This window comes from Thauera phenolivorans, from assembly GCF_001696715.1.
Classification (GTDB): Bacteria; Pseudomonadota; Gammaproteobacteria; order Burkholderiales; family Rhodocyclaceae; genus Thauera; species Thauera phenolivorans.
In genome coordinates this window covers 57,984-76,893 of the sequence record NZ_MBFM01000002.1, presented here as the reverse complement: position 1 = coordinate 76,893, position 18,910 = coordinate 57,984, and the positions used below count along the sequence as shown (strand labels likewise).

Sequence of the window (18,910 nt, the reverse complement as noted above, 5' to 3'; positions counted from 1 at the left end):
AATCGCTACGACACCACCAATTTCTTCTACACGCCGCAATACCCGCATTCCATAACGATACACCACACCTTTTCTGCAGCTCGCAGCAAGCACATACGAAATTACCATTAACTTACCCACCAGCAGCGTCATTTCTTAAATCAAGATCTCCCGCAGAATCTCAGACCTGAATCCGTGTTGTCTTCAGCGCGTACCCGCTCCGCGAGCCCCAGCGCATGATTTTTCTGCTGCCTGACTCCCAATCTCAGCTCACCGCAGCCCCGAGCACCGTCCTTTCACGGCCCGGAGGCCCGGCGAGCCGGGCTTACGGGGGGTGCGCTACGTCATTTTCCTGCTCCCACGCGGCCGTCGCCCTTTCGCCGCAGCGAAATGGCCTCGATTCGGAGAATTCGGCCGTCGGATTTGCATCACGGCGAAGCCACCGCGCACAGTCGCGCCTGCACCGTGGTGAACACCTTCTCATGCGCGTCGACGCCGCGTCCGAAGTCCAGCACTAGGCGGCGGGCGTGTTCGACGAACTTCGCCGCACGGTACATCACCTCCTGCAGCACTGTCTTGATGCGTCGGCGCTTGGCCGGGTGACGGATCGGCGAGAGCTCGCCGGTCAGCCCGAGCTGGCCGATCAGGCGCAGGCAGTTGTAGGCGAACGCGGCCAGATGCATGACCGCGTCGTTGGGGTCGAACTTGCCCGAGGGCAGGCGCTCGAGGTCCAGGTCGGTCTTGATCTCGGAGTGGAACTGCTCGTGCGTGCCGTGGTGCTTGTAGAGCTCGATCACGTCGGCCATCGCCACTTCGAGGCTGGTCCACCAGCCTTCGATCTCGATCTCGGGGGTCAGCAGGTGCTGGCCCTTCTTGTCGATCGTGCGCTCGGTCACCCGCACCACCAGACGCAGCGTGCGCTTGGCCTTCTTCCAGGCACGGTCGATCTTCAGGTCCAGCAGCCCCACCCGCTTGCCCGCGCGCACTTCCTCGAAGACGCCGGCGGCCTCGGCCCGGTCCACCCAGGCGGTCTTGTCCTGACGGCGCGGATTCCACTTGGTGAGGTAGTCGAACGAACGCCCCAGCGCTGCCCAGCGATCGCGCTCGTCGGCCAGCGCGAACAGCAGCCGGGCGCTGTCGAAGCCGCTGTCGGCCCGCCACAGCAGCTTCGCATCGGCCGCGCACACCCGGCGCAGGCGCGGGAACGCGCGCTCGAAGAAATACTCGGTCTCCAGCGCCGAGTGGTGCGACCCCGCGCGCAGCTCCAGGCCGAGGTTCCAGCCCTCGTTGCCCAGGTACAGCGCGATCGGCGTGTAGCCATCGACGCCCTGGTAAGTGCGGCTGACCGCCTCCTTCTTGGTGTCGGAGTTGTCCATCACGAAGGTGTCCAGATCGGCGCAGACGTAGCCCTTGTGCGCCGTGATCGGCGCCTCGGTGCGCTCGAGCAGGCGCAGGCTCAGCTCGTCGGTCAGCTCGCGCAGCTCGGCCGCGCGGGCATCGAGCCGTTGGCGCATCCACACGCTGCCGGGCACCTTGGCGAGCCCGAGCGCTTCCTTGAAGAAGCGGTCGCCGCGAAACGGCTCGATCGCCTCGAAGTCGCTTTTGCCCAGGCTCAGCAGCCCCACCACCGACTTGACCAGGTCCGAGCTCCGCATACCCTGCGACACCGGCAGCCTCGGGTCGATCACCGCCTCGACCTGTGCCGCCTGGCAGCACTGCCCGATCAACGCCAGGCCCGAGTAGGACGTCAGATTGAGCTTGGCGGATTGCTTGACTTCGAAGCGCGGCATGGTCGGTTGGATGAAAGGCTCGGATGCGTAATTATACAATTACATCAATGCGTTAGGCTGGATTTCCGGCTAAGCGAACACGGATTCAGGTGAGAGGCAGTGTTTCCTGGCTAACCAATCTAGCGCCTGCTTTTACCCAGCAACGCAGCCAACTCCACCCACTGTTCCCGATAAAAATATAAGGAAAAGAGAAATAAGAGCACCCATGATATGTGAGCGAGGCTTTGGAAAAACGTCGCCCAGAAGGACATCCCTATAGCGAGGCTAACCAGCAAGGTCACACAGAAATATAGATTTCCTCGCGGAATACTCCGCCAAATTCTTGACGAAACTTCCGTTCGTGCAAAAAAGAATGCGCTGAAAGCAATCGCATTGGAGGCTGCGGCACCAGCCGCACCATGCGACGGAACAAGAAAATAACCTAACACTATATTTATGAGCATGGCCAATAAAGTAATCCAAACCGAATGAATTGTCCGACGCTGTATCCCAATACCAACACACGTAATCTCCGACAGCGTATAAAGGAGCGGCTGCATCAACATGCACATCAGAATATATTTAACGTCGCTGTACCTACTAGGCAACAACCAATCACAAAGCCAAGACAAACTGCCACAGATTGCGACAATCGCGAAAATAATAGCCATTGCCTGTTTTGCAACGCGGTCAACCACGCTCATATCTGCGCCTTCAGAAACCCATCTATATACCGTCGGCGCCCATATCACAGTAAAGATCGATTGAAATACGATTGCTGCCCCTGCGAAGCTGCCTGCAACAGAGTAGACAGCGAGCTCATCTAAACTAGACCATGCACGAAGTGCAAGCGTGCTAGCAGCGGTCAAGCCCCAGTACGCTAAACTCGAAAACATTAACGGGAAGCCAAAAGCCAGTAGTTTTTTTAATTCAGCAAACTGAATATCTTTTTTTAACGCGTTTTTCCACTCAACCCGGGTATTCCACACGCAAAAAAAGACAACAGCAACCATAGAGAGCAGCATCGTACTTTGTAGCTGCAAGAAATCTCTAGCCGAAAATGTTATGACAATAACAAGCACAAGAATTAACTGCAAAACTTTCGGAATTACCTGACTTACTGAATACGCCCAACCTCGACCCTGCATTCTTAATGTTAGAGCTAAAAAGCGAGATAGGTACGAAGCAAAAAAAGCAGACACAGTAAGAAAATACAAAACTGGGTCCGCTCGCTCATAGAGCAGAAAAGCCAAGTCACCCGAAAACGGGAGGCTAATAGCCCCGACAGCACCAAGCAGCATAAAACCAGGAAGAAAACAACTCCGTAATAATTGGCCCTTGTTATTAGTTTCATGATATTCGCGCACATAGGCCTGATCTAGCCCTAGCACTGTAAAGAGTAAAGAAAAAGAAACTGCAATCTGAAACACGTTCATTCGTGCCACATCTGATGGCGCAAAACTCCATGCCACGACGGGGACGAGAATCAAGCCCAAACCCGCGGACGCAAGTGGGCCTACTGCAAACCCGATGATGTTCTTAAGAGTCATACGTCTTCCGATCTTGGCCTGTGCCTCGTTTTCTCGCCGTTTAACACGCACGAAACCACTTTATCCTGTTACGCTCTTTCTGGCTCTGTGCGGTTTGCAGTGAAAATTGACTTCTCAACAAACGTACCGGTAGTGCCCGTAGTCGCGGCGGATGGCCGACACCATGGAGTTCTTGGGCAGATGCTCAACTTAAATGTGAGCAGGTAAGGAATAGTGATCAAGTTGTCGAGGTCGCCGAAACTGCGGTAGGCGATCTTGCTTTGCTGGAGCAGTCCGTTCCTCGCTTGCGCCCGTCGAGCCTGCCGAGGGTCACCGCACCGGGGTACGGCCAGCCGCTTGAAGGACGCCAAGAGAGACCGTAAAGCCCAGTTCATCCATTTGATCTACGCCCAATGCGCGACCTTTTCGCTGTCGCTCGCGCCAGCTTCCTTGAAGACGATGCACAGCCCCTGCTTGATCCGCCAAGTCCGCCGGCTCTTGAAGCTTGAACGGTGTAGTTCACCGCATCACAACGCGCGAGGCTTCAGTGACCAGGGTTCTTGCGTATGGCCCCTAGCTGCCAGCGCAGTGTTTCCTTATTGCCAGTCCCTGCAGCGTTGCGGTTAGCGCGGCGATGTTGCGCATCCCCTCACCAGGGCCTCCGCACTCGCCTAGCATATTGATCGAATCCCCAGCATGCGCTCCCGTACTCCGTCATCCCACGCCGCCCCCTTGCGCTTGAGCCGAAGGCTGCTCTTGCGCGTGTCGGTCTTGTCGGCGCGGATGATGTTGAGCGCGATTTTGCGCAGCATCGACAGGTTCTGCGGCGCATTGTCCTTGGCCACCGTGCTGGCGTCCTCGCTGAAGCTGACGTCGAGGATCCAGTGAAGCCGGTTCTCCACGCCCCAATGCGCACGGACTGCGGTGGCCAGTTGCTCGGCGGTGAGGGCGCGCGAGCTGATGTAGTAGCGCCGCTCCAGATCGGATTCCTTGTCGCCGACCACCCGCATGGAGTCGATGCGCCCGATCGTGACACATTTGGGCCAGTCGGCCGGATCGACGATGCCCTTGGCCGAGAGCACCGAAGCGATCTGCCCAACGGTGCGTCCGTGGCCGCGTTCGACCAGCGCGCTGCGGTCGACCGACTCAACACCGTGCTGGTCGATGAAGGCGGTCTCGATCGCTTCGAGCAGCTTGGGCTGGTTGCCCTTGACCATCAGCAGGTAGTCGCCCTTCTTCGCAACGATCTGTTTGGCAATGCTTTTCTGGCAGCCCATGGCGTCGATCGTGACCAGCAGGCCCTTGATCGAGAGCGCCTCGAGCAGCTCGGGAATCGCGGTGATCTCGTTGCTCTTGGCGGCGACCTTCTCCTGGCCGAGCACCAGTCCGAGCTCGGTGGCGAAGGCGCTGACCATGTGGATCGCGCTCTCGCCGCCGGTGCCCGAGCCGCGCACGGTCTTGCCGTCGATTGCGATCGTGCCAGCCAGGCCCGCATCGTCGCTGAGCGCACCGACCACGCCGCCCACCCAGCGCCGGAACATGTTCTCGAACTGCTTCGGATCGAGCGCGCGCAGGATCCGCAGGAAGGTCTCCTCGGACGGGATGCCGTTCTTGAGCACGAGGAAGCGACGCAGCCACGCCTCCTTGGTGCGCGCCCAGAAGGTGATGTCCTCGACCGTGTCGCAATCCGAGAGCACGGCGGCGATCAGGATCACCAGGATCTCCCGGAAGTCGTGCAAGGTGCCGTTACTCGGCTTGCGCGGATCATCGATTTCGTCCAGATAGCTCATCAGGGAACCCCTTTGCGTCGCACTCACGCTCTTTGCCCAAAAGACGAGAGTAGACGTGATTTTCGAAGGGTCCACAAGATGAATGCATAAGATGTTGAATGTGAACGACTATTTCCAGGTGGCTATGCGATCAGGGAAAATGCATTCCGAGTGCGGAGGCCCTGATCCCCTCACGCCGACACGTCAAACTGCAAGAACTCCAGGTTATCCCAACTGCACCACACCCGATCGTAGATCGGCTGATGCTCAAACCTGCACTCAGCGCAGAACGCGCGCTTACCGAAGTGCTCGACATCAAAATCGATCCGCCGCATGCCCATGTTGAGTTTGACCATGGCAACATGCCATGGCGGCTTTAGCCAAATGTGGTGGTGAAGGGGCCTTCGATATGTTGGTTCATGGGATGTGAGGTCGGCGTCAGGATCGCGGAGTCGTACCAACGGCAATCAAGTTTGTTGAGAGGTCAACTCCCACAGGAAACAGCATCTAGCGCGAAATTTTTGTACCACATAGAGGCGAAATAGGATTTACTTAGCCGTAGACTTCCTTGATCTTCTGAACAAGCGACCTAGTCGTATACCCCTTTTTGTTAAACGCAGCATCGACGTCGGCTCGCGAAATTTCTATACGGGGCAAATTCTTAATCAATCTCACCCAAGAGTGGAAGTCTTCAAGCGGTAGATATGTAAGCAAGCCCAAGCCGACGTCAGCCTCTGGAGGAACTCGATCTGAGACAATACACGGTAGCCGAGACGCTTGCGCCTCTAATGCCACCATAGACAAACCTTCAAAAAAGGACGGCAACACAAACACGTCAAACGTGCGAAGAATCGCTGGAATCTCCTTTGTTGGCTCGATGAAACTAAACCGGCTCGACAACCCTAGATCTAAGACCTGCTTTTTTATTTTATCCCTCAGACCACCACTACCCACTAAAGCAAAGTGATAGTCATCGGACAGAGATTGCGCCAACTTGAGTATAAACTCATGATTTTTCACTGCAACAAATCGCCCTACATGACCAACGATGATTTTGTTTTTTGGAAGGCAGTACCTTTCCTTTGTAGCATCCGAATCGCCAGCTTCATCCAGAATTGACTGAACATCAATCGCATTATTTAAAACAGAAAAAGGCTGCTTCCCATAGAGAAAATCCCCTGCTTTTCTACTGCAAGCAAGGCGCACAGTGGCATTCTTAACTGCTAAAAACTTCAGTATCGAGAGAGAAAAGCCAAGACTTTTGTCTTCAAGCCCAGAAGTATGCGCGTGGCAAACTCTAACCTTAACACGCATCAGCCTCGCTAACAGCAAGGCCATGCCGTTTTTAAAACTATTATGGACATGTACAACATCATACCTTTCGGCAAAAAAAATGTGGATCAACCCGAGAAAATAGGCAACCGGGTTTTTCCTGATCGTTGGTAAAACGTAAACGGTAGCCCCCTGATCTTCAAATACTTTCTTAAGAGGGCCGTCATTAAAAGCTATATAGTCAAAGTGATAGTCGATACGGTGAGACACTTCACTCCACCCGCTAACGACTGATGAGATCCCGCCGTACTGCAATGTCGGAATGATTTGGAGAACTCTTTTCACTGTTGAATTCCGTATTTCTCTAGATAGATGGAAGATGTCCGCTCTAAGGAATATCCAAGAAAGCGAAGGCGTGCGTCAACCTCTGACTTTGAAACCCGAGGAAACGACTTAAGACTTTTCAACACGCACACCCAACGTTCAATCACCAAAGGCTCACGACGGCAAAGCCCCATCCCAATATCCACTTCGGCGGGCACACCCTCAGATACGATACACGGCAGGCACGCAGCCTGAGCCTCTAAAGCAGCAACGCCTAAGCCCTCAGAGAAAGACGGGAGAATCAAACAATGAAATTTGCAAAGCAACTCTTTCACATCGTCTCGCTTACCCAAAAACCTAACGTTATTTTCTAGCTTAAGACTCGCCACGAGATTTCTGATTTCAACCTCTTGATCACCCGATCCAATCAAATCCAGGGTGACATTTTCATCGTAATTACGTACGAGATCGCTCAGAACATGTAATGCGAAGTGATGATTTTTAACTTTTGAAAATCGCGCAACCATCACGATCTTTAAGGCGCCACTATCTAACCCTTTCGCAAAACCAATCCCCGCCCTTGGTAACACACTCTCAAAGTCAAATGCATTAGGAATTACATCAAAATCGGCATTTTTGCCAAAAAGAAAAAGGCCTGCGGGCTTTGAAATGGCAAGTCGAGACGTGGAAAAAAAACGACAGAGCAACCGTCCAACCAAGAACATAGCGGTTACCTTCCACGACCCTGGGGCAAAAACTTGGTTTCTTGCATGACTAACCCTATATTTCACCCCAAAGCACCAGGCCATCGCCATTACCAGACCCGAATAATAAGATGTATGCGAATGGACCGCATGAAATCTATTACTCCTCAGAACATTTGCCAGGTCCTTAAGGTGCCGATACATACCAAGCCTTGGGTGCTTAACCCGAAAAATACGCCCTCCTAAATGCAAAATTTGGCGTTCAAAGTAGCAATCATCATCGGTAAGAATGAGAAAATCAAACTGGACTTTACTCCTGTCTACTTTTTTATAGACATCAATTATTCGACTTTCCGCGCCACCCAAATTTAGGTTCGCAAAAACATGGAGAACACGGACCATATTTTCGACTTCCACTTGCAAATTAGTCACTATTTTCTTGAGGAGCGCGTCAAGAAACCTAGCGACGCACTTGCAAACCATATTTTTCTCAATTAATCAAGAGAATGCTGCAACTTTATATTAGCATTTCATTCACTAGCACCAGGAAAGCCAGAAATCTAATAACCTGAAAAGTTAGAGCGGCGTACAAACTCCTTAGTGAAAACCTTAGCAGGTGAGCGAATTCACCTAACGTTTATCATGAATACACTTTGATGCACCACGGAATAAAGGCTACAATACCGGCTCGAATATCGGAAGTAGGACGGTAACCGAGCAGCGTACCAGCCTTCTCAATATTTGCTTGAGAGTGGCGGACATCACCAGATCGAAAATCGTTGTAAACTGGTGCCCTATCATAGACAACACCCTGCTCGCCAAGTACCTGACGCAAAGCGTGGAAGAGTTGGTTAAGCGTGGTGCGCCCCCCGACAGCCACGTTATAGACTTGGTTTCGCGCACACTCAGCCGTGGCGGCGGCGGCGAGGAGATTGGCCTGCACTGCATTATCGACAAAACAGAAGTCCCGGCTGGTTTCGCCGTCACCATTGATGAAGACATTTTCCCCGGCAATCATCGCTGCAGTCCATTTTGGGATAACCGCAGCGTAGGCCCCGTTCGGATCCTGTCGCTTTCCGAATACGTTAAAATATCGCAGGCCTATTGTCGAAAACCCATAACTACGAGAAAAAACCTCGGCGTATAGTTCGTTCACATACTTGGTAATGGCGTAGGGGGAAAGAGGCCTTCCAATCACATCCTCGACTTTCGGCAAACCAGGGTGATCCCCGTATGTCGAACTGCTGGCGGCATAGGTAAAACTGGCTACCATCGCATCACGCGCGGCGACGAGCATGTTCAGGAAGCCATCGATATTGGTGGCGTTACTAGTGATCGGATCATTGAGGCTGCGCGGAACAGAACCCAATGCCGCTTGATGCAGGACGTAATCCACCCTCTCGCAAGCGCGCCGGCAGTCATCGAGGTTGCGGATATCCCCCTCGATAAAGGTGAAGCGGGCCCATTGGTCGGGCGTGACGAGGCCCATGACTTCATCCAGGTTGCGCTGGTAGCCGGTGGCGAAGTTGTCGAGGCCAATGACCCGTTGATCGAGCTTGAGAAGGGTCTCGAGCAGGTTGGACCCGATGAAGCCGGCTGCGCCGGTGACGAGCCAGGTCTTCGGGTTCTTGGGGAGGTCGAGGCAGAGTTCTTCGTAGCGCGTCATGGGTGCTCGGTGGGGCGGAGTGGCCGGGTTCGCGGGGGGCGTTGGGGTGCTTCGCGGCTGGGTTCGCGCCTGCCGGCGCTCCTACAGGGGCGTCGGCAGGGGCTCGGCGGGGGGACGGTTAGAGGCGGAGGTCGGCGGCGTTGCGGGGCATGACGTACTTCAGGTCGTACACCACATGCTCCGCCTTGCCGAGCGCGCGAATCGCCTCTGCCCCCATGTCCTTGAACTGCTGGTGCGCCACGCCGACGATGATCGCGTCGTAGGCGCCCGGCTGCGGCGCATCGATCGGGGTGAGGCCATATTCATGCTGGGCTTCGGCCACGTCCACCCAGGGGTCGAACACGTCGGCCTGGATGTTGTATTCGCCGAGTTCCTTGACGATGTCGACGATGCGGGTGTTGCGCAGGTCGGGGCAGTTTTCCTTGAAGGTGAGGCCCAGTACCAGCACGCGCGCGCCTTCGACGGTGATGCGGCGCTTGAGCATGGCCTTGACGAGCTGCGACACCACGTAGGCGCCCATGCCGTCGTTGAGGCGGCGGCCGGCGAGGATGATCTCGGGGTGGTAGCCGATGGATTGCGCCTTGTGGGTGAGGTAGTACGGGTCCACGCCGATGCAGTGGCCGCCGACCAGGCCCGGGCGGAAGGGCAGGAAGTTCCACTTGCTGCCGGCGGCCTGCAGCACGGCCTCGGTGTCGATGCCCATCTTGTTGAAGATGATGGCGAGCTCGTTGATGAGGGCGATGTTGACGTCGCGCTGGGTGTTCTCGATGACCTTGGCGGCTTCGGCCACCTTGATGCTCTCGGCCTTGTGGGTGCCGACGACGATGATCTGCCGGTAGAGCTGGTCGACCAGCTCGGCGACCTCGGGGGTGGAGCCGGAGGTGACCTTCTTGATGGTGGAGACGCGGTGTTCCTTGTCGCCCGGGTTGATGCGCTCGGGGCTGTAGCCGGCGTAGAAGTCGACGTTGAACTTGAGGCCGGAGAACTTTTCGAGGACCGGGACGCAGTCTTCTTCGGTGGCGCCGGGGTAGACGGTGGATTCGTAGATGACGATGTCGCCCTTCTTGAGCACCTTGCCGATGGTCTCGGAGGCCTTGACCAGCGGGGTGAGGTCGGGCTGCTTGTGCTCGTCGATCGGGGTGGGGACGGTGACGATGTAGGTGTTGCAGGCGGCGAGGTCGTCGAGCGCGGCGCTGTAGCGCAGGCCGGTGGCTTCGGCGAGTTCCGCGTCGGCGACCTCGAGGGTGGCGTCGTGGCCGGATTGGAGGGCGTCGATGCGGGCCTGGTTGATGTCGAAGCCGAGGACCTCGCGTTTCTTGGCGAATTCGACAGCGAGCGGCAGGCCGACATAGCCGAGGCCGATGATGGCGAGCTTGATGGAAGAAAGAGTGTGCATGGGCTGCATCAGGCTTTTTCGGATTTGTATTCGTATTGGTAGTAGTGGTAGCTGCCGTACGCGGCGGCGCGTTTCTGGATGCCGTTGAAGATCGCACCCTTGATGTCGATGCCGTTCTGGGCGAAACGGCGAACTGTGAGCTCGATCTCGCGCGCGCCGTTCATACCGAAGCGCGTGACGATAAGACTGGTGCCGGCCTGGCGGCCGACGATGGCGGCGTCGGTGACGGCGAGCAGCGGCGGGGTGTCGAGGATGACCAGGTCGAAGCGCTTGCCGACTTCGTCGAGGAAGGCGGTGAAGTTGGCGTGCATCAGCAGCTCGGAGGGGTTCGGCGGGATGCGGCCGCGCGGGATGAAGGCGAGGCCTTCCACCTCCGATCGATGGATGGCGGCGTCGAGCGTGCAGGTGTTGGCGAGGACATCCGACAGGCCGTTGTCCGCCCTGGCGCCGAAGAGCTTGTGCAGCCGGCCCTTGCGCATGTCGACGTCCACCAGCAGCACGCGCTGGCCGGCCTGGGCGATGACCGCGGCGAGGTTGGCGGAGACGAAGGTTTTGCCCACGGTGGGGCTGGGGCCGGAGATCATCAGGCGGTTGTCGGCGGCCTCGAGCATGGCGAAGTGCAGGCTGGTGCGCAGGCTGCGCAGCGACTCCACCGCGAGGTCGTGCGGGTGGGTGGCGGCGAGCAGCACCGGCTTGCCGCTGGCGCCCGCGGGCGCGCGGCGCAGCTGGGCCTCGATGCTCTTCTGCTGCTCGCTGAAGGGCACGGTCGCATACACGGGGAGCCCGAGCTGTTCGATCGCCTCGGGCGTTTCCAGGCCCTTGTTGAGCGAGCGGCGCAGCCACACCAGGCCGAGGCTGGCGAGGCCGCCGAGCACGGCGGAGAGCAGCACGATCAGCGCCTTGCGCGGCGCCACCGGCTGCTGGCGGTTGACGGCGGCGCTGTCGATGAGGCGAGCGTTGCCCACCGTGCCGGCGCGCACCACGTCGAGCTCCTGCGCCTTGTTCAGCAGCTGGGTGTAGATCTCGGTACTCACCTGCACGTCGCGGGTGTAGCGCAGCAGCTCCTGCTGTGTTTCGGGCAGGTTCTCGACCTTGGCCGCCAGGCTGGCTTTCTGCCGGCTGAGCTCGGCGAGCTGGGTGAGCAAGGCCTGGTAGCGCGGGTGCTCGCGGGTGAGGCGGCGGTCGTACTCGGCCTGCTGCAGGCGCAGGTTGGAGATCTGGGTCTCGAGGCCGACCACCTGGTCGAGCACCGCCTGGGTCTCGAGGCCGATGTCGACCGAGCGCGCGCGGCTCTGGTAGGTGTTGAGTGCGGCCTCGGCCTTCTCCAGCTCGCGGCGCACTTCGGGCAGCTGGCCACGCAGGAACTCGAGGCTGTTGGCGGCCTCGGCCGACATGCGCTCGACGTTCTGGCGCACGAACTGCTTGCTGATCTCGTCGAGCACCGCGCTGGCGCGCGAAGGATCGCTGTCGGCCAGCCCGAGGGCGATGATGCCCGAGTCGCGGCCGCGCTCACGAGCTTCGACCGCGTCCTGGTAGCCGCGCACGGTGGCGAGGCGGTCGCGGCGCACGAGGTTGAAGCGGGTGCCCGGGCGGGCAACGAGCTCGGAGAGCTGGATGCGCAGGCCGTTGGCCTCGACCTCCTCCCCCACCCTTCCCTCGGCCAGCGTCGTGTCCTCGTAGGCGAGGCTGAAATGGCCGTCCGCCCCGGCCACCAGCTCAAGTTCCTCGCCAACCAGCGCCGGCGGCACCTCCAGCCGGAAAACTTCGATCCGCTCGCCGCCCCAGGCGAAGCTCGCCAGCCCGAGCAGCGGCGCGGCGGTCTCGCCCGGGGTGGCGGGCACGAAGCGGCGCGCGAACCAGTTGCCGATGAGCGGGAAGCGCACCGGCTCGGCGCGGAGGTCGAGCTTGAGATTGTCCACCGCGGCGCCGATGACGCTGCGCGACTTGAGTAGCTCGATCTCGGTGACCGCCTTGCTCTCGGCGCCCAGCATGTCGCCGAGGTCGGACAGGCCGGGGATGCCGCCGGACTTCTTTTCGACCTGGATCAGGGCGTCGGCGCGGTAGATCGGCGTGGCCAAGGTGGCGTAGCCGGCGCCGACGACGACGAAGGCGGCGGTGACGCCGGCGATGAGCCACTTGTTGTCGAGCAGGACGCCGATGATCTCGCCGAGGTTGATGAAGTCGTCGCGATTGGCGTCGCGACGCGGCGAGGTCTGCGGCTGGAGGGGAGCGGGTCGGGTCATGGAATGGTCTGGTTTGAAGCGTTCACGTGATCTGGCGCGGCGCGATGCGCGCGGCCCAGGTCTTGACGCAGTCGTCGATGAGGTCGAAGGCGAGCTCGAAAGCCGCCTCGTCCTTGCGGTAGGGGTCTGGGATCTCAGCGTCGCCGCGCCACTTGCCGAGCAGGAAGGTCTTGCCGCGCGCCTGCGGGGCGCGGCGGCCGATCTCCTGCAGGTGGCCCTTCTCCATCACCAGCACCAGGTCGGCGTCCGCCAGCAGCGCGTCGTCGAGCTGGCGCGCCTCGTGTGGCTGGGGGGCGTGGCCGCGGCGCGCGAGCACCGCGAGCGCGGTGGGCTCGATCGGCTGGCCGGCCAGCGCGCCGAGGCCGGCGGAGGACACGGTGGCGCCGCAGTCGCCGAGCGCCTCGCGCAGCAGGTGCTCGGCGGTGGGGCTGCGGCAGATGTTGCCGACGCACACGACGAGGATGCGCTTGAAGAAGGGTGCGTTCGCCATCAATCGGTGAGTTTGTCGTGGTTGGATTGGAACAGCTTGGTGTGCCGGCCTTCGGTGAGGCCGAACAGACCGTAGGCGCGCTCGAGGCGGGCGCCGCCGTCGCGGGTGAGCGGCGCGAAGACCAGCTCGGCGCGGCGCAGGGTGGAGGTGGTCATGAGCTCGTCGAAGGGGATCGAGACGTAGATGCCCTTGTCGAAGCTGCCCTCGCCGAACTCCTCGTCGGAGGCGTCGGTGACGGTGGCCCAGGCGCCGAAGCGCACGCCATTGTGGAACTCGCGCGAGAGGTCGAGGGTGGCGCCGTAGTCGCCGGCCAGGTAGCGGCCGACGCTGAGCTTGGCGAGCACGTCGTCGAGGCCGCGATAGTAGCCGGTGAGGTGGCCGGTGACCGTGTCGTAGTTCCGCAGGCCGAAGTCCTGGTCGAAGTCGCGCTGCTTGACCCAGTTGAAATCGACGCCGAGCGCCCAGTCGCTGTTCATCGGCCGGTGCAGCAGCTCGGCGCCGAAGCCGGCGAACATGGATTCGAGATAGCCGCCGTAGACCATGCCGAAGAGCTCGCCGCCGAGCCGGCGGGCGTGGGTGAGCTGCAGCAGCGGCAGGGTGAGGTCGGATTCGGTCCAGTACGAGCGCAGGTCGGTGCGCACCCGCGGCAGGCCGCTGGGGGCGTCGTAGTCGAAGCGGTCGAAGTTGTTGGCGAGGTTGCCGCTGAGCCGGCCCGCCAGCCAGGTGCCGGGAGCGAAGCGGTACTCGGCGTCGAGGTTGGCGCTGAGCTGGTAGAGGATGAAGCTGTCGGGGCCGCCGAGGTTCTGCCGGTAGCCGAGGCCGGCGCCCCAGGTGAAGGGCGCGGGCGTCTGGGCGAAGAGCTCGGTGTCGCGGCGCGGGCTGGGGTCGTTGTGCTCGAGGCTGCGGATGAGGGTCTCGAGCGCGTCCGCGTCGCCGTCCTCGGCCGCGGCGGCGCGGAAGGCCTCGCGGTTGAGGCTGGTCTCGGCGACCGGCATGCCGGCGCGGTGGTCGACCACGGTGAGCCAGTCGACGTCCTCGGCGGCGGCGTGGTCGAGGATGCGCGCACTGCGGCCGATCGCCTTGGGGGCGTGGAAGTAGCGGGTCTGCTCGCCTTCGACGACGATCTCGCGCTCGCGGCGGGCGATGCGGCTGACGCGGTAGCCGGCGTTGGCTTCGAGCTCGCGCGCGACCTGGGCCCAGTCCTGGCCGGCTTCGGCGGCGCGGCTGGGGCGCGGGCCGGTGCGCAGCGGCGGCGCGGGCGGGTCGGTGAGCTTGGGCGGCGCGCTGCGGCGGGCGAGGTTGGCGTGAAGGGTGACGCCGATCATCGCGGTGTTGCCGCGCTCCCAGCCGGCGCGCAGGTCGAGCCAGTCGTTGACCCGATAGACGGCGCCGAGGTTGAAGGGCGAGTCGTGGTCCTGGTCGTTGTTCTGCGGCTCGTTGGAATAGTCGTTGCCGTCGTATTCGACGATGAGCTGCAGCGGCGCCCACGGGGTCTGCCACTGCACGCCGCCGAACAGCGCGGCAGGGCCGCGGAACCACGCGTCGGTGTTGACGTTGCCGCCCTGGTCGCCTGACTCGCGCCCGGGGCGGCGATCGAAGCGGTCGTCCAGCCAGCCGAGCGGGTTGGCGACGTTGTCCGCATTGCCGAGATAGCCCCAGCCGAGGCCGAGGGTGAAGTCGAGCGTGCCGTGGCGCTTGCTGGCGACGAGGTATTCACCGGAGAAGAGGCCGGTGCCGCCGATGTCGCGGGCGCCGAGGGCGAGCTGGGGGCGGTGGGCGGTTTCTTCGAGCAGGCGCAGCTTGAAGTCGAAGCCTTTGTCCTTGAGGCTCTGATCGCCGGCGATCGCGGGCCCGTAGAGGCGGTTGCGGATGTCGGTGTAAGCGAAGGTGGCTTCGAGCCAGTCGAAGGGCTGCAGGGTGAGGCCGAAGCGGGTGTAGGGGTCGACCTTGCTGAAATGCACCGACAGTTCGCCGGCCTCGGCCATGCGTGCGGTGGGCATCTGCAGCAGGCCGACACCGCCGAAGTCACTTGCGACCGGGCGCGGGCCCGCCGGGCCCACGTCCTGCGCATGCATCGCCGGCGCGAACGCGATCAGGCTCGCCGCGAGCCAGCCCCTGTAGGAGCCCTGCCCCCAGGGCGATAACCGCCGCACCGCCGGCACAACCGCCGCTATCGCGCAGAGGGCTGCGCTCCTACAGGGGACGGCACCGCCGCGCTCGTCGTAGGAGCCCTGCCCCCAGGGCGATAACAGCCGCATCGCCGGCCCAACCGCCGTTATCGCGCAGAGGGCTGCGCTCCTACAGCGGACGGCACCGCCGTGCCCGTGGTAGGAGCCCTGCCCCCAGGGCGATAACGGCCGCATCTTCGGCCCAACCGCCGCTATCGCGCAGAGGGCTGCGCTCCTACAGGGGGTGGCGGCACCGTGGGGGCGCGGGGCGATCCTGGCTTGGCTCATCGTCCGCCCTCCTCGATCGCCACCGGCTGGGTGGCGAGGAAGGCGGCGAAGTCGTCGTTGAGCTCGATCGCCCTGCCCTCCACCAGCGCTTGGCGCAGGGGGACGTAGACCCGCGCGCCCGGGGCGAGCGGCTGGGCGGGGTCGCGGTTCCAGCCGGCGACGCCGTGGCGGCTCACCACGCCATCGGGCTGGATCACGTACAGCCAGTCGGTGTCGGCGGCGGCGTGGCGCGGGCAGTCGGCGGCGTAGGCGGTAGCCGAACGCAGGCCGACGAAGGGCAGCACGCAGTCGGCCTCGACCGCGCCGGTGATGGTGACGGTGGTCGGGCGCGGCGGGTAGATCAGGCGGTCGCCGGCGCCGAGCGGGCGGTTGCTGCGCGGCTCGAGCTCGAGGCGGACGGGGTCGAGGGTGTTGCGGCGACGGCCGGTGACCGGCAGCGCGCCCACCTGGGCGGCGAGGCGGCCGGCGAGTGCGGCGAGTGCCTCGTCGCCCTCGGCGAAAGCGCCCTGCTCCAGCGTGCGCAGGTCGAACAGCAGACCGACCTTGAGCGCGCGCTGGGGCTTGAGTTCGTCGCGCCGCAGCCAGGCGGCGCCGGTGAGATAGGCGTCGGGTTTGACCCCGCCGGCGTGGGCGGCGTCGAACAGTCGGGCGCCGGGTTGCAGCGCGTGCGCGCCGGGTTTCGCCACCCGGCCGTCGACGGTGACCGTTGATTGGGCGGCAGCGGGGGTGGTGGTCAGGCAGAGGACGGCGGTGATCGCGCTGAGGGCAGCGCTCCTACAAAACCGAGTGCCGAAGGCACCGTAGGAGCCCTGCCCCCAGGGCGATGTAGGAGCCCTGCCCTCAGGGCGATAGCAGCCGTCGTCACCGGCACGGCCGCCGTTGATCGCGCTGGGGGCAGCGCTCCTACAGGGGGGGTGCGGATTGGCGGGCGTCATTGCGCGGCATCCCGATACGGGCGGAGCTGGGCGATCCGCAATGCCATGCCGGGCACGGGCTCCTGCACGCTGACGAAGACGAAGCCGTCGTCGGGATCGAGCCAGTAGCTGTGCAGGGTCCTGAACGCGCCGCCCTCCGCCTCGATCCGCTCGTCGACGCGCAGCAGCTCCCGTCGCTCGCCGAGGATCTCCACCGCTTCGCGCCCGCCGCGCGTAAAGCGCGAATGCAGCCTCACCCCATGCCGATAGCCGGGCATCCAGTCGAGTTCGCGCACGTGGGTGGCGCCGTCGGCGATGCGGTGCAGGCCGGCGGCGAAGGGGTCGGCGCTGCCGTCAACGAAGCGGGTGGCTTCGAGCGTCTCCGGAAAACCCACCGCCCGCCGCACCAGGCCGTGCTCGATCAGCAGCACCTGGCCGCTGGAGGTGGCCCAGTATTCGCGGCTGCCCTCGACCCGGCCGAGCGCCATCACCGCAGAACCCCAGGGGCTGTCCAGCCGGAGCTGGTAGTACGGCCGCGCGACGACCTCGTCGCGGGTGACGACGAGCTCGGGCGGGCCGGACAGGGCCGCGCTCAGGGTGTCGACCGAGCCCTGCATCAGCGGCGAGCAGCCGGCGAGCGCGAGGCTGGCCGCCACGGCGGCGAGCGACCGCATCAAGGGGGGGCGGAGAAGGATCACGTGCCGACCCGATCAGTCGTTGAGATCCGTCTTGATGTCGGTGCCGGCGCGCAGCAGGTTCGCGGTGGGGAAGACCTGGCTGATGAAGCGGTTCCAGCGCGTGACATCGGCCGCGCCGACATAGACCACGTCCTGCGGCTGCAGGTGGAAGCGCTCGGCGAGCACGAAGGCGGTGGGCGAGCTGGCGTCGAGGTGGTAGACGGTGGCCGGCTCGCGGCTGAGGTCTTCGGCGCCGCGGATCACGTACACGCGGCTGCCGTCGGCGGTCTCCTGGCGCAGGCCGCCGACCGTGCCGAGCACGTCGGAAAGATTGAGCGTCGAGGTCTTGAAGGGCAGCGCGGCCGGCTTGAGCACCTCGCCGAGCACATAGACCCGCTTGCGGTCGTTGAAGGCGAGGTGAATGCGGTCGCCATGCTTGACATAGACGCGGCCGAGGCTGGAGCCGGCGCGATTGAGCGCGTCGAGGTCGAGCCGGTATTCCTTGCCGTCGCGGGTGAGCATCAGGCTCGAGAGGTCGGCCTGGGCGGTGTTGACGCCCGCCTTGCCGACGACTTCGAGCAGGCTCAGCGGCACCGAGCTGACCGACTGCTGCTCGGCGTTCTCGAAGGCGCCGGAGACGACCACCTTCTGGCTTTCGTACTTGATGACCGCGACGTCGACCTGCGGGTCGGCGATGACCTTGGTGAGGCGCTTCGCGATCGAGGCGCGCAACTCCTCGACGGTGAGGCCCGCGGCCTTGACCGCGCCGATATAGGGGTAGTAGAGCGTGCCGTCCGGGCGCACCACCCGGCCGTTGGCCTCGAGGCTCTGCTGCGGGCCCGAGGGCGCGGTCATCTCGGGGTAGTCCCACACCGTGATGTGCAGGATGTCGCCCGCGCCGATGCGGTACGACTCGGGCTGGTAGTCGAGCAGCTCGGCCGGGATCCGCTCGCTGGCGTAGTCCGCCGCCTGGATGGCGAGCAACTTGGGCGTGATCGGCACCATATCGAAGCGCGCACTGTCCGGCGATTCCTCGCGGGCAAGGCGGTCCATGTCGAGATGCTGGCCGGGGGCGAAAGCGCAGGCGTGCAGGAGAACACTGGCCGCGAGGGTGAGGGCGGCGGTCGAGGCGCGAAACATGCGGACGGGGTACCGATGAGTGGGCAAAAGGACGATCACCCGTCGTGATCCACGACGGGTGATCGGACGGGGAGAAAGGCGGGTTTATCGAGTACCGGTCGTGCCAGTCGTACCCGTGGTGCCACCGGTTCCGCCGTTGGCACCGCCGCCGCCGCCACCACCGCCAACCGCCGCAGCGGCGGCAGCGAGGCCGACACCGACCGCGACGGTCCCAGCGGTACTCAGGCCAGTCACGCCGGCGACGCCCTTCAGCGAGCCGCCAACCGCGGGGGCATTGCCGCCAGCGGCGACCTGCCCGGGGGCGACATCGCTGGCAGGCGTCGGGTTCGCGCCGGGGTTGCTGTCCCGACCGGCCGCGGGCGCCTGCGCGTGGACTGCCGCGCTGGCAAACGTCATTGAGAGGGCAAGCGCCACGCTGAGGAATCGCTTCATGACCGGCTCCGGCATTGATTTGGTGTTGTTTGGGGAAATTTTGGCGCGATGATACGTGCCAGGGTTGCATGCCGCAAGGTGAATTGTGCACACGCAACAAAGATTTAACACGGGCTGGCGTGATTTTTGCTGACCGATTTTGACGCAACC

The 18,910-nt window shown here is 62.2% G+C and carries 15 protein-coding genes; all 15 read right to left on the bottom strand.

Annotated features, from left to right (window positions below):
* Positions 1–407: 407 nt before the first annotated feature.
* The 15 genes from BB334_RS03885 to BB334_RS17845 all read right to left on the bottom strand — a co-directional run bounded on the left by BB334_RS03885 (position 408) and on the right by BB334_RS17845 (position 18,760).
* Positions 408–1,769 carry an IS1380 family transposase gene (locus BB334_RS03885; protein WP_068804597.1) on the bottom strand — a complete coding sequence of 454 codons (1,362 nt, stop codon included), beginning with the start codon at positions 1,767–1,769 and terminating at the stop codon, positions 408–410.
* Positions 1,770–1,888: 119 nt separating this feature from the next.
* On the bottom strand, positions 1,889–3,298 hold the full coding sequence (locus BB334_RS17440) for a lipopolysaccharide biosynthesis protein (protein ID WP_083200280.1): 1,410 nt from the start codon (positions 3,296–3,298) through the stop codon (positions 1,889–1,891).
* A 650-nt stretch (positions 3,299–3,948) separates the two neighbouring features.
* The gene (locus BB334_RS03880; protein ID WP_068804595.1) at positions 3,949–5,067 is read right to left on the bottom strand and encodes an ISAs1 family transposase; all 1,119 of its coding nucleotides are present in this window, start codon (positions 5,065–5,067) and stop codon (positions 3,949–3,951) included.
* Positions 5,068–5,237: 170 nt separating this feature from the next.
* Positions 5,238–5,402 (bottom strand): hypothetical protein, encoded by a 165-nt coding sequence (locus BB334_RS18085; protein ID WP_158014347.1) that lies wholly within the window; start codon positions 5,400–5,402, stop codon positions 5,238–5,240.
* 196 nt (positions 5,403–5,598) lie between these two features.
* Positions 5,599–6,663: a glycosyltransferase gene (locus tag BB334_RS17435; RefSeq protein ID WP_083200279.1), complete on the bottom strand. Its 1,065-nt coding sequence runs from the start codon at positions 6,661–6,663 to the stop codon at positions 5,599–5,601.
* Positions 6,660–7,763, bottom strand: a complete 1,104-nt coding sequence (locus BB334_RS17430) for a glycosyltransferase (RefSeq protein ID WP_198531172.1) — start codon at positions 7,761–7,763, stop codon at positions 6,660–6,662. The genes BB334_RS17435 and BB334_RS17430 overlap by 4 nt, the downstream gene beginning before the upstream one ends.
* 223 nt (positions 7,764–7,986) lie before the next feature.
* The gene (locus BB334_RS03875; protein ID WP_068804593.1) at positions 7,987–9,012 is read right to left on the bottom strand and encodes an NAD-dependent epimerase/dehydratase family protein; all 1,026 of its coding nucleotides are present in this window, start codon (positions 9,010–9,012) and stop codon (positions 7,987–7,989) included.
* 118 nt (positions 9,013–9,130) lie between these two features.
* Positions 9,131–10,408 carry a Vi polysaccharide biosynthesis UDP-N-acetylglucosamine C-6 dehydrogenase TviB gene (gene tviB, locus BB334_RS03870; RefSeq protein ID WP_068806076.1) on the bottom strand — a complete coding sequence of 426 codons (1,278 nt, stop codon included), beginning with the start codon at positions 10,406–10,408 and terminating at the stop codon, positions 9,131–9,133.
* Between the two features lie 8 nt (positions 10,409–10,416).
* On the bottom strand, positions 10,417–12,651 hold the full coding sequence (locus tag BB334_RS03865; protein ID WP_068804591.1) for a polysaccharide biosynthesis tyrosine autokinase: 2,235 nt from the start codon (positions 12,649–12,651) through the stop codon (positions 10,417–10,419).
* A 22-nt stretch (positions 12,652–12,673) separates the two neighbouring features.
* Positions 12,674–13,141: a low molecular weight protein-tyrosine-phosphatase gene (locus BB334_RS03860; RefSeq protein ID WP_068804589.1), complete on the bottom strand. Its 468-nt coding sequence runs from the start codon at positions 13,139–13,141 to the stop codon at positions 12,674–12,676.
* On the bottom strand, positions 13,141–15,399 hold the full coding sequence (locus BB334_RS03855; RefSeq protein ID WP_232756645.1) for a YjbH domain-containing protein: 2,259 nt from the start codon (positions 15,397–15,399) through the stop codon (positions 13,141–13,143). The genes BB334_RS03860 and BB334_RS03855 overlap by 1 nt, the downstream gene beginning before the upstream one ends.
* A gap of 194 nt (positions 15,400–15,593) precedes the next feature.
* Positions 15,594–16,532 (bottom strand): capsule biosynthesis GfcC family protein, encoded by a 939-nt coding sequence (locus BB334_RS03850; RefSeq protein ID WP_083200277.1) that lies wholly within the window; start codon positions 16,530–16,532, stop codon positions 15,594–15,596.
* Positions 16,529–17,185, bottom strand: coding sequence for a YjbF family lipoprotein (locus tag BB334_RS03845; protein WP_068804588.1), 657 nt, complete (start codon positions 17,183–17,185; stop codon positions 16,529–16,531). The genes BB334_RS03850 and BB334_RS03845 overlap by 4 nt, the downstream gene beginning before the upstream one ends.
* Before the next feature lie 36 nt (positions 17,186–17,221).
* Positions 17,222–18,241, bottom strand: coding sequence for a polysaccharide biosynthesis/export family protein (locus tag BB334_RS03840; protein WP_232756644.1), 1,020 nt, complete (start codon positions 18,239–18,241; stop codon positions 17,222–17,224).
* Between the two features lie 171 nt (positions 18,242–18,412).
* Positions 18,413–18,760, bottom strand: a complete 348-nt coding sequence (locus BB334_RS17845; protein ID WP_068804584.1) for a hypothetical protein — start codon at positions 18,758–18,760, stop codon at positions 18,413–18,415.
* Positions 18,761–18,910 lie beyond the last annotated feature (150 nt).

Coding starts and splice junctions, on each gene's coding strand:
- BB334_RS03885 (WP_068804597.1), bottom strand. CDS start 1,769: ATGCCGCGCTTCGAAGTCAAGCAATCCGCCAAGCTCAATCTGACGTCC.
- BB334_RS17440 (WP_083200280.1), bottom strand. CDS start 3,298: ATGACTCTTAAGAACATCATCGGGTTTGCAGTAGGCCCACTTGCGTCC.
- BB334_RS03880 (WP_068804595.1), bottom strand. CDS start 5,067: ATGAGCTATCTGGACGAAATCGATGATCCGCGCAAGCCGAGTAACGGC.
- BB334_RS18085 (WP_158014347.1), bottom strand. CDS start 5,402: ATGGTCAAACTCAACATGGGCATGCGGCGGATCGATTTTGATGTCGAG.
- BB334_RS03875 (WP_068804593.1), bottom strand. CDS start 9,012: ATGACGCGCTACGAAGAACTCTGCCTCGACCTCCCCAAGAACCCGAAG.
- tviB (WP_068806076.1), bottom strand. CDS start 10,408: ATGCACACTCTTTCTTCCATCAAGCTCGCCATCATCGGCCTCGGCTAT.
- BB334_RS03865 (WP_068804591.1), bottom strand. CDS start 12,651: ATGACCCGACCCGCTCCCCTCCAGCCGCAGACCTCGCCGCGTCGCGAC.
- BB334_RS03860 (WP_068804589.1), bottom strand. CDS start 13,141: ATGGCGAACGCACCCTTCTTCAAGCGCATCCTCGTCGTGTGCGTCGGC.
- BB334_RS03855 (WP_232756645.1), bottom strand. CDS start 15,399: ATGCGGCTGTTATCGCCCTGGGGGCAGGGCTCCTACGACGAGCGCGGC.
- BB334_RS03850 (WP_083200277.1), bottom strand. CDS start 16,532: ATGACGCCCGCCAATCCGCACCCCCCCTGTAGGAGCGCTGCCCCCAGC.
- BB334_RS03845 (WP_068804588.1), bottom strand. CDS start 17,185: ATGCGGTCGCTCGCCGCCGTGGCGGCCAGCCTCGCGCTCGCCGGCTGC.
- BB334_RS03840 (WP_232756644.1), bottom strand. CDS start 18,241: ATGGACCGCCTTGCCCGCGAGGAATCGCCGGACAGTGCGCGCTTCGAT.
- BB334_RS17845 (WP_068804584.1), bottom strand. CDS start 18,760: ATGAAGCGATTCCTCAGCGTGGCGCTTGCCCTCTCAATGACGTTTGCC.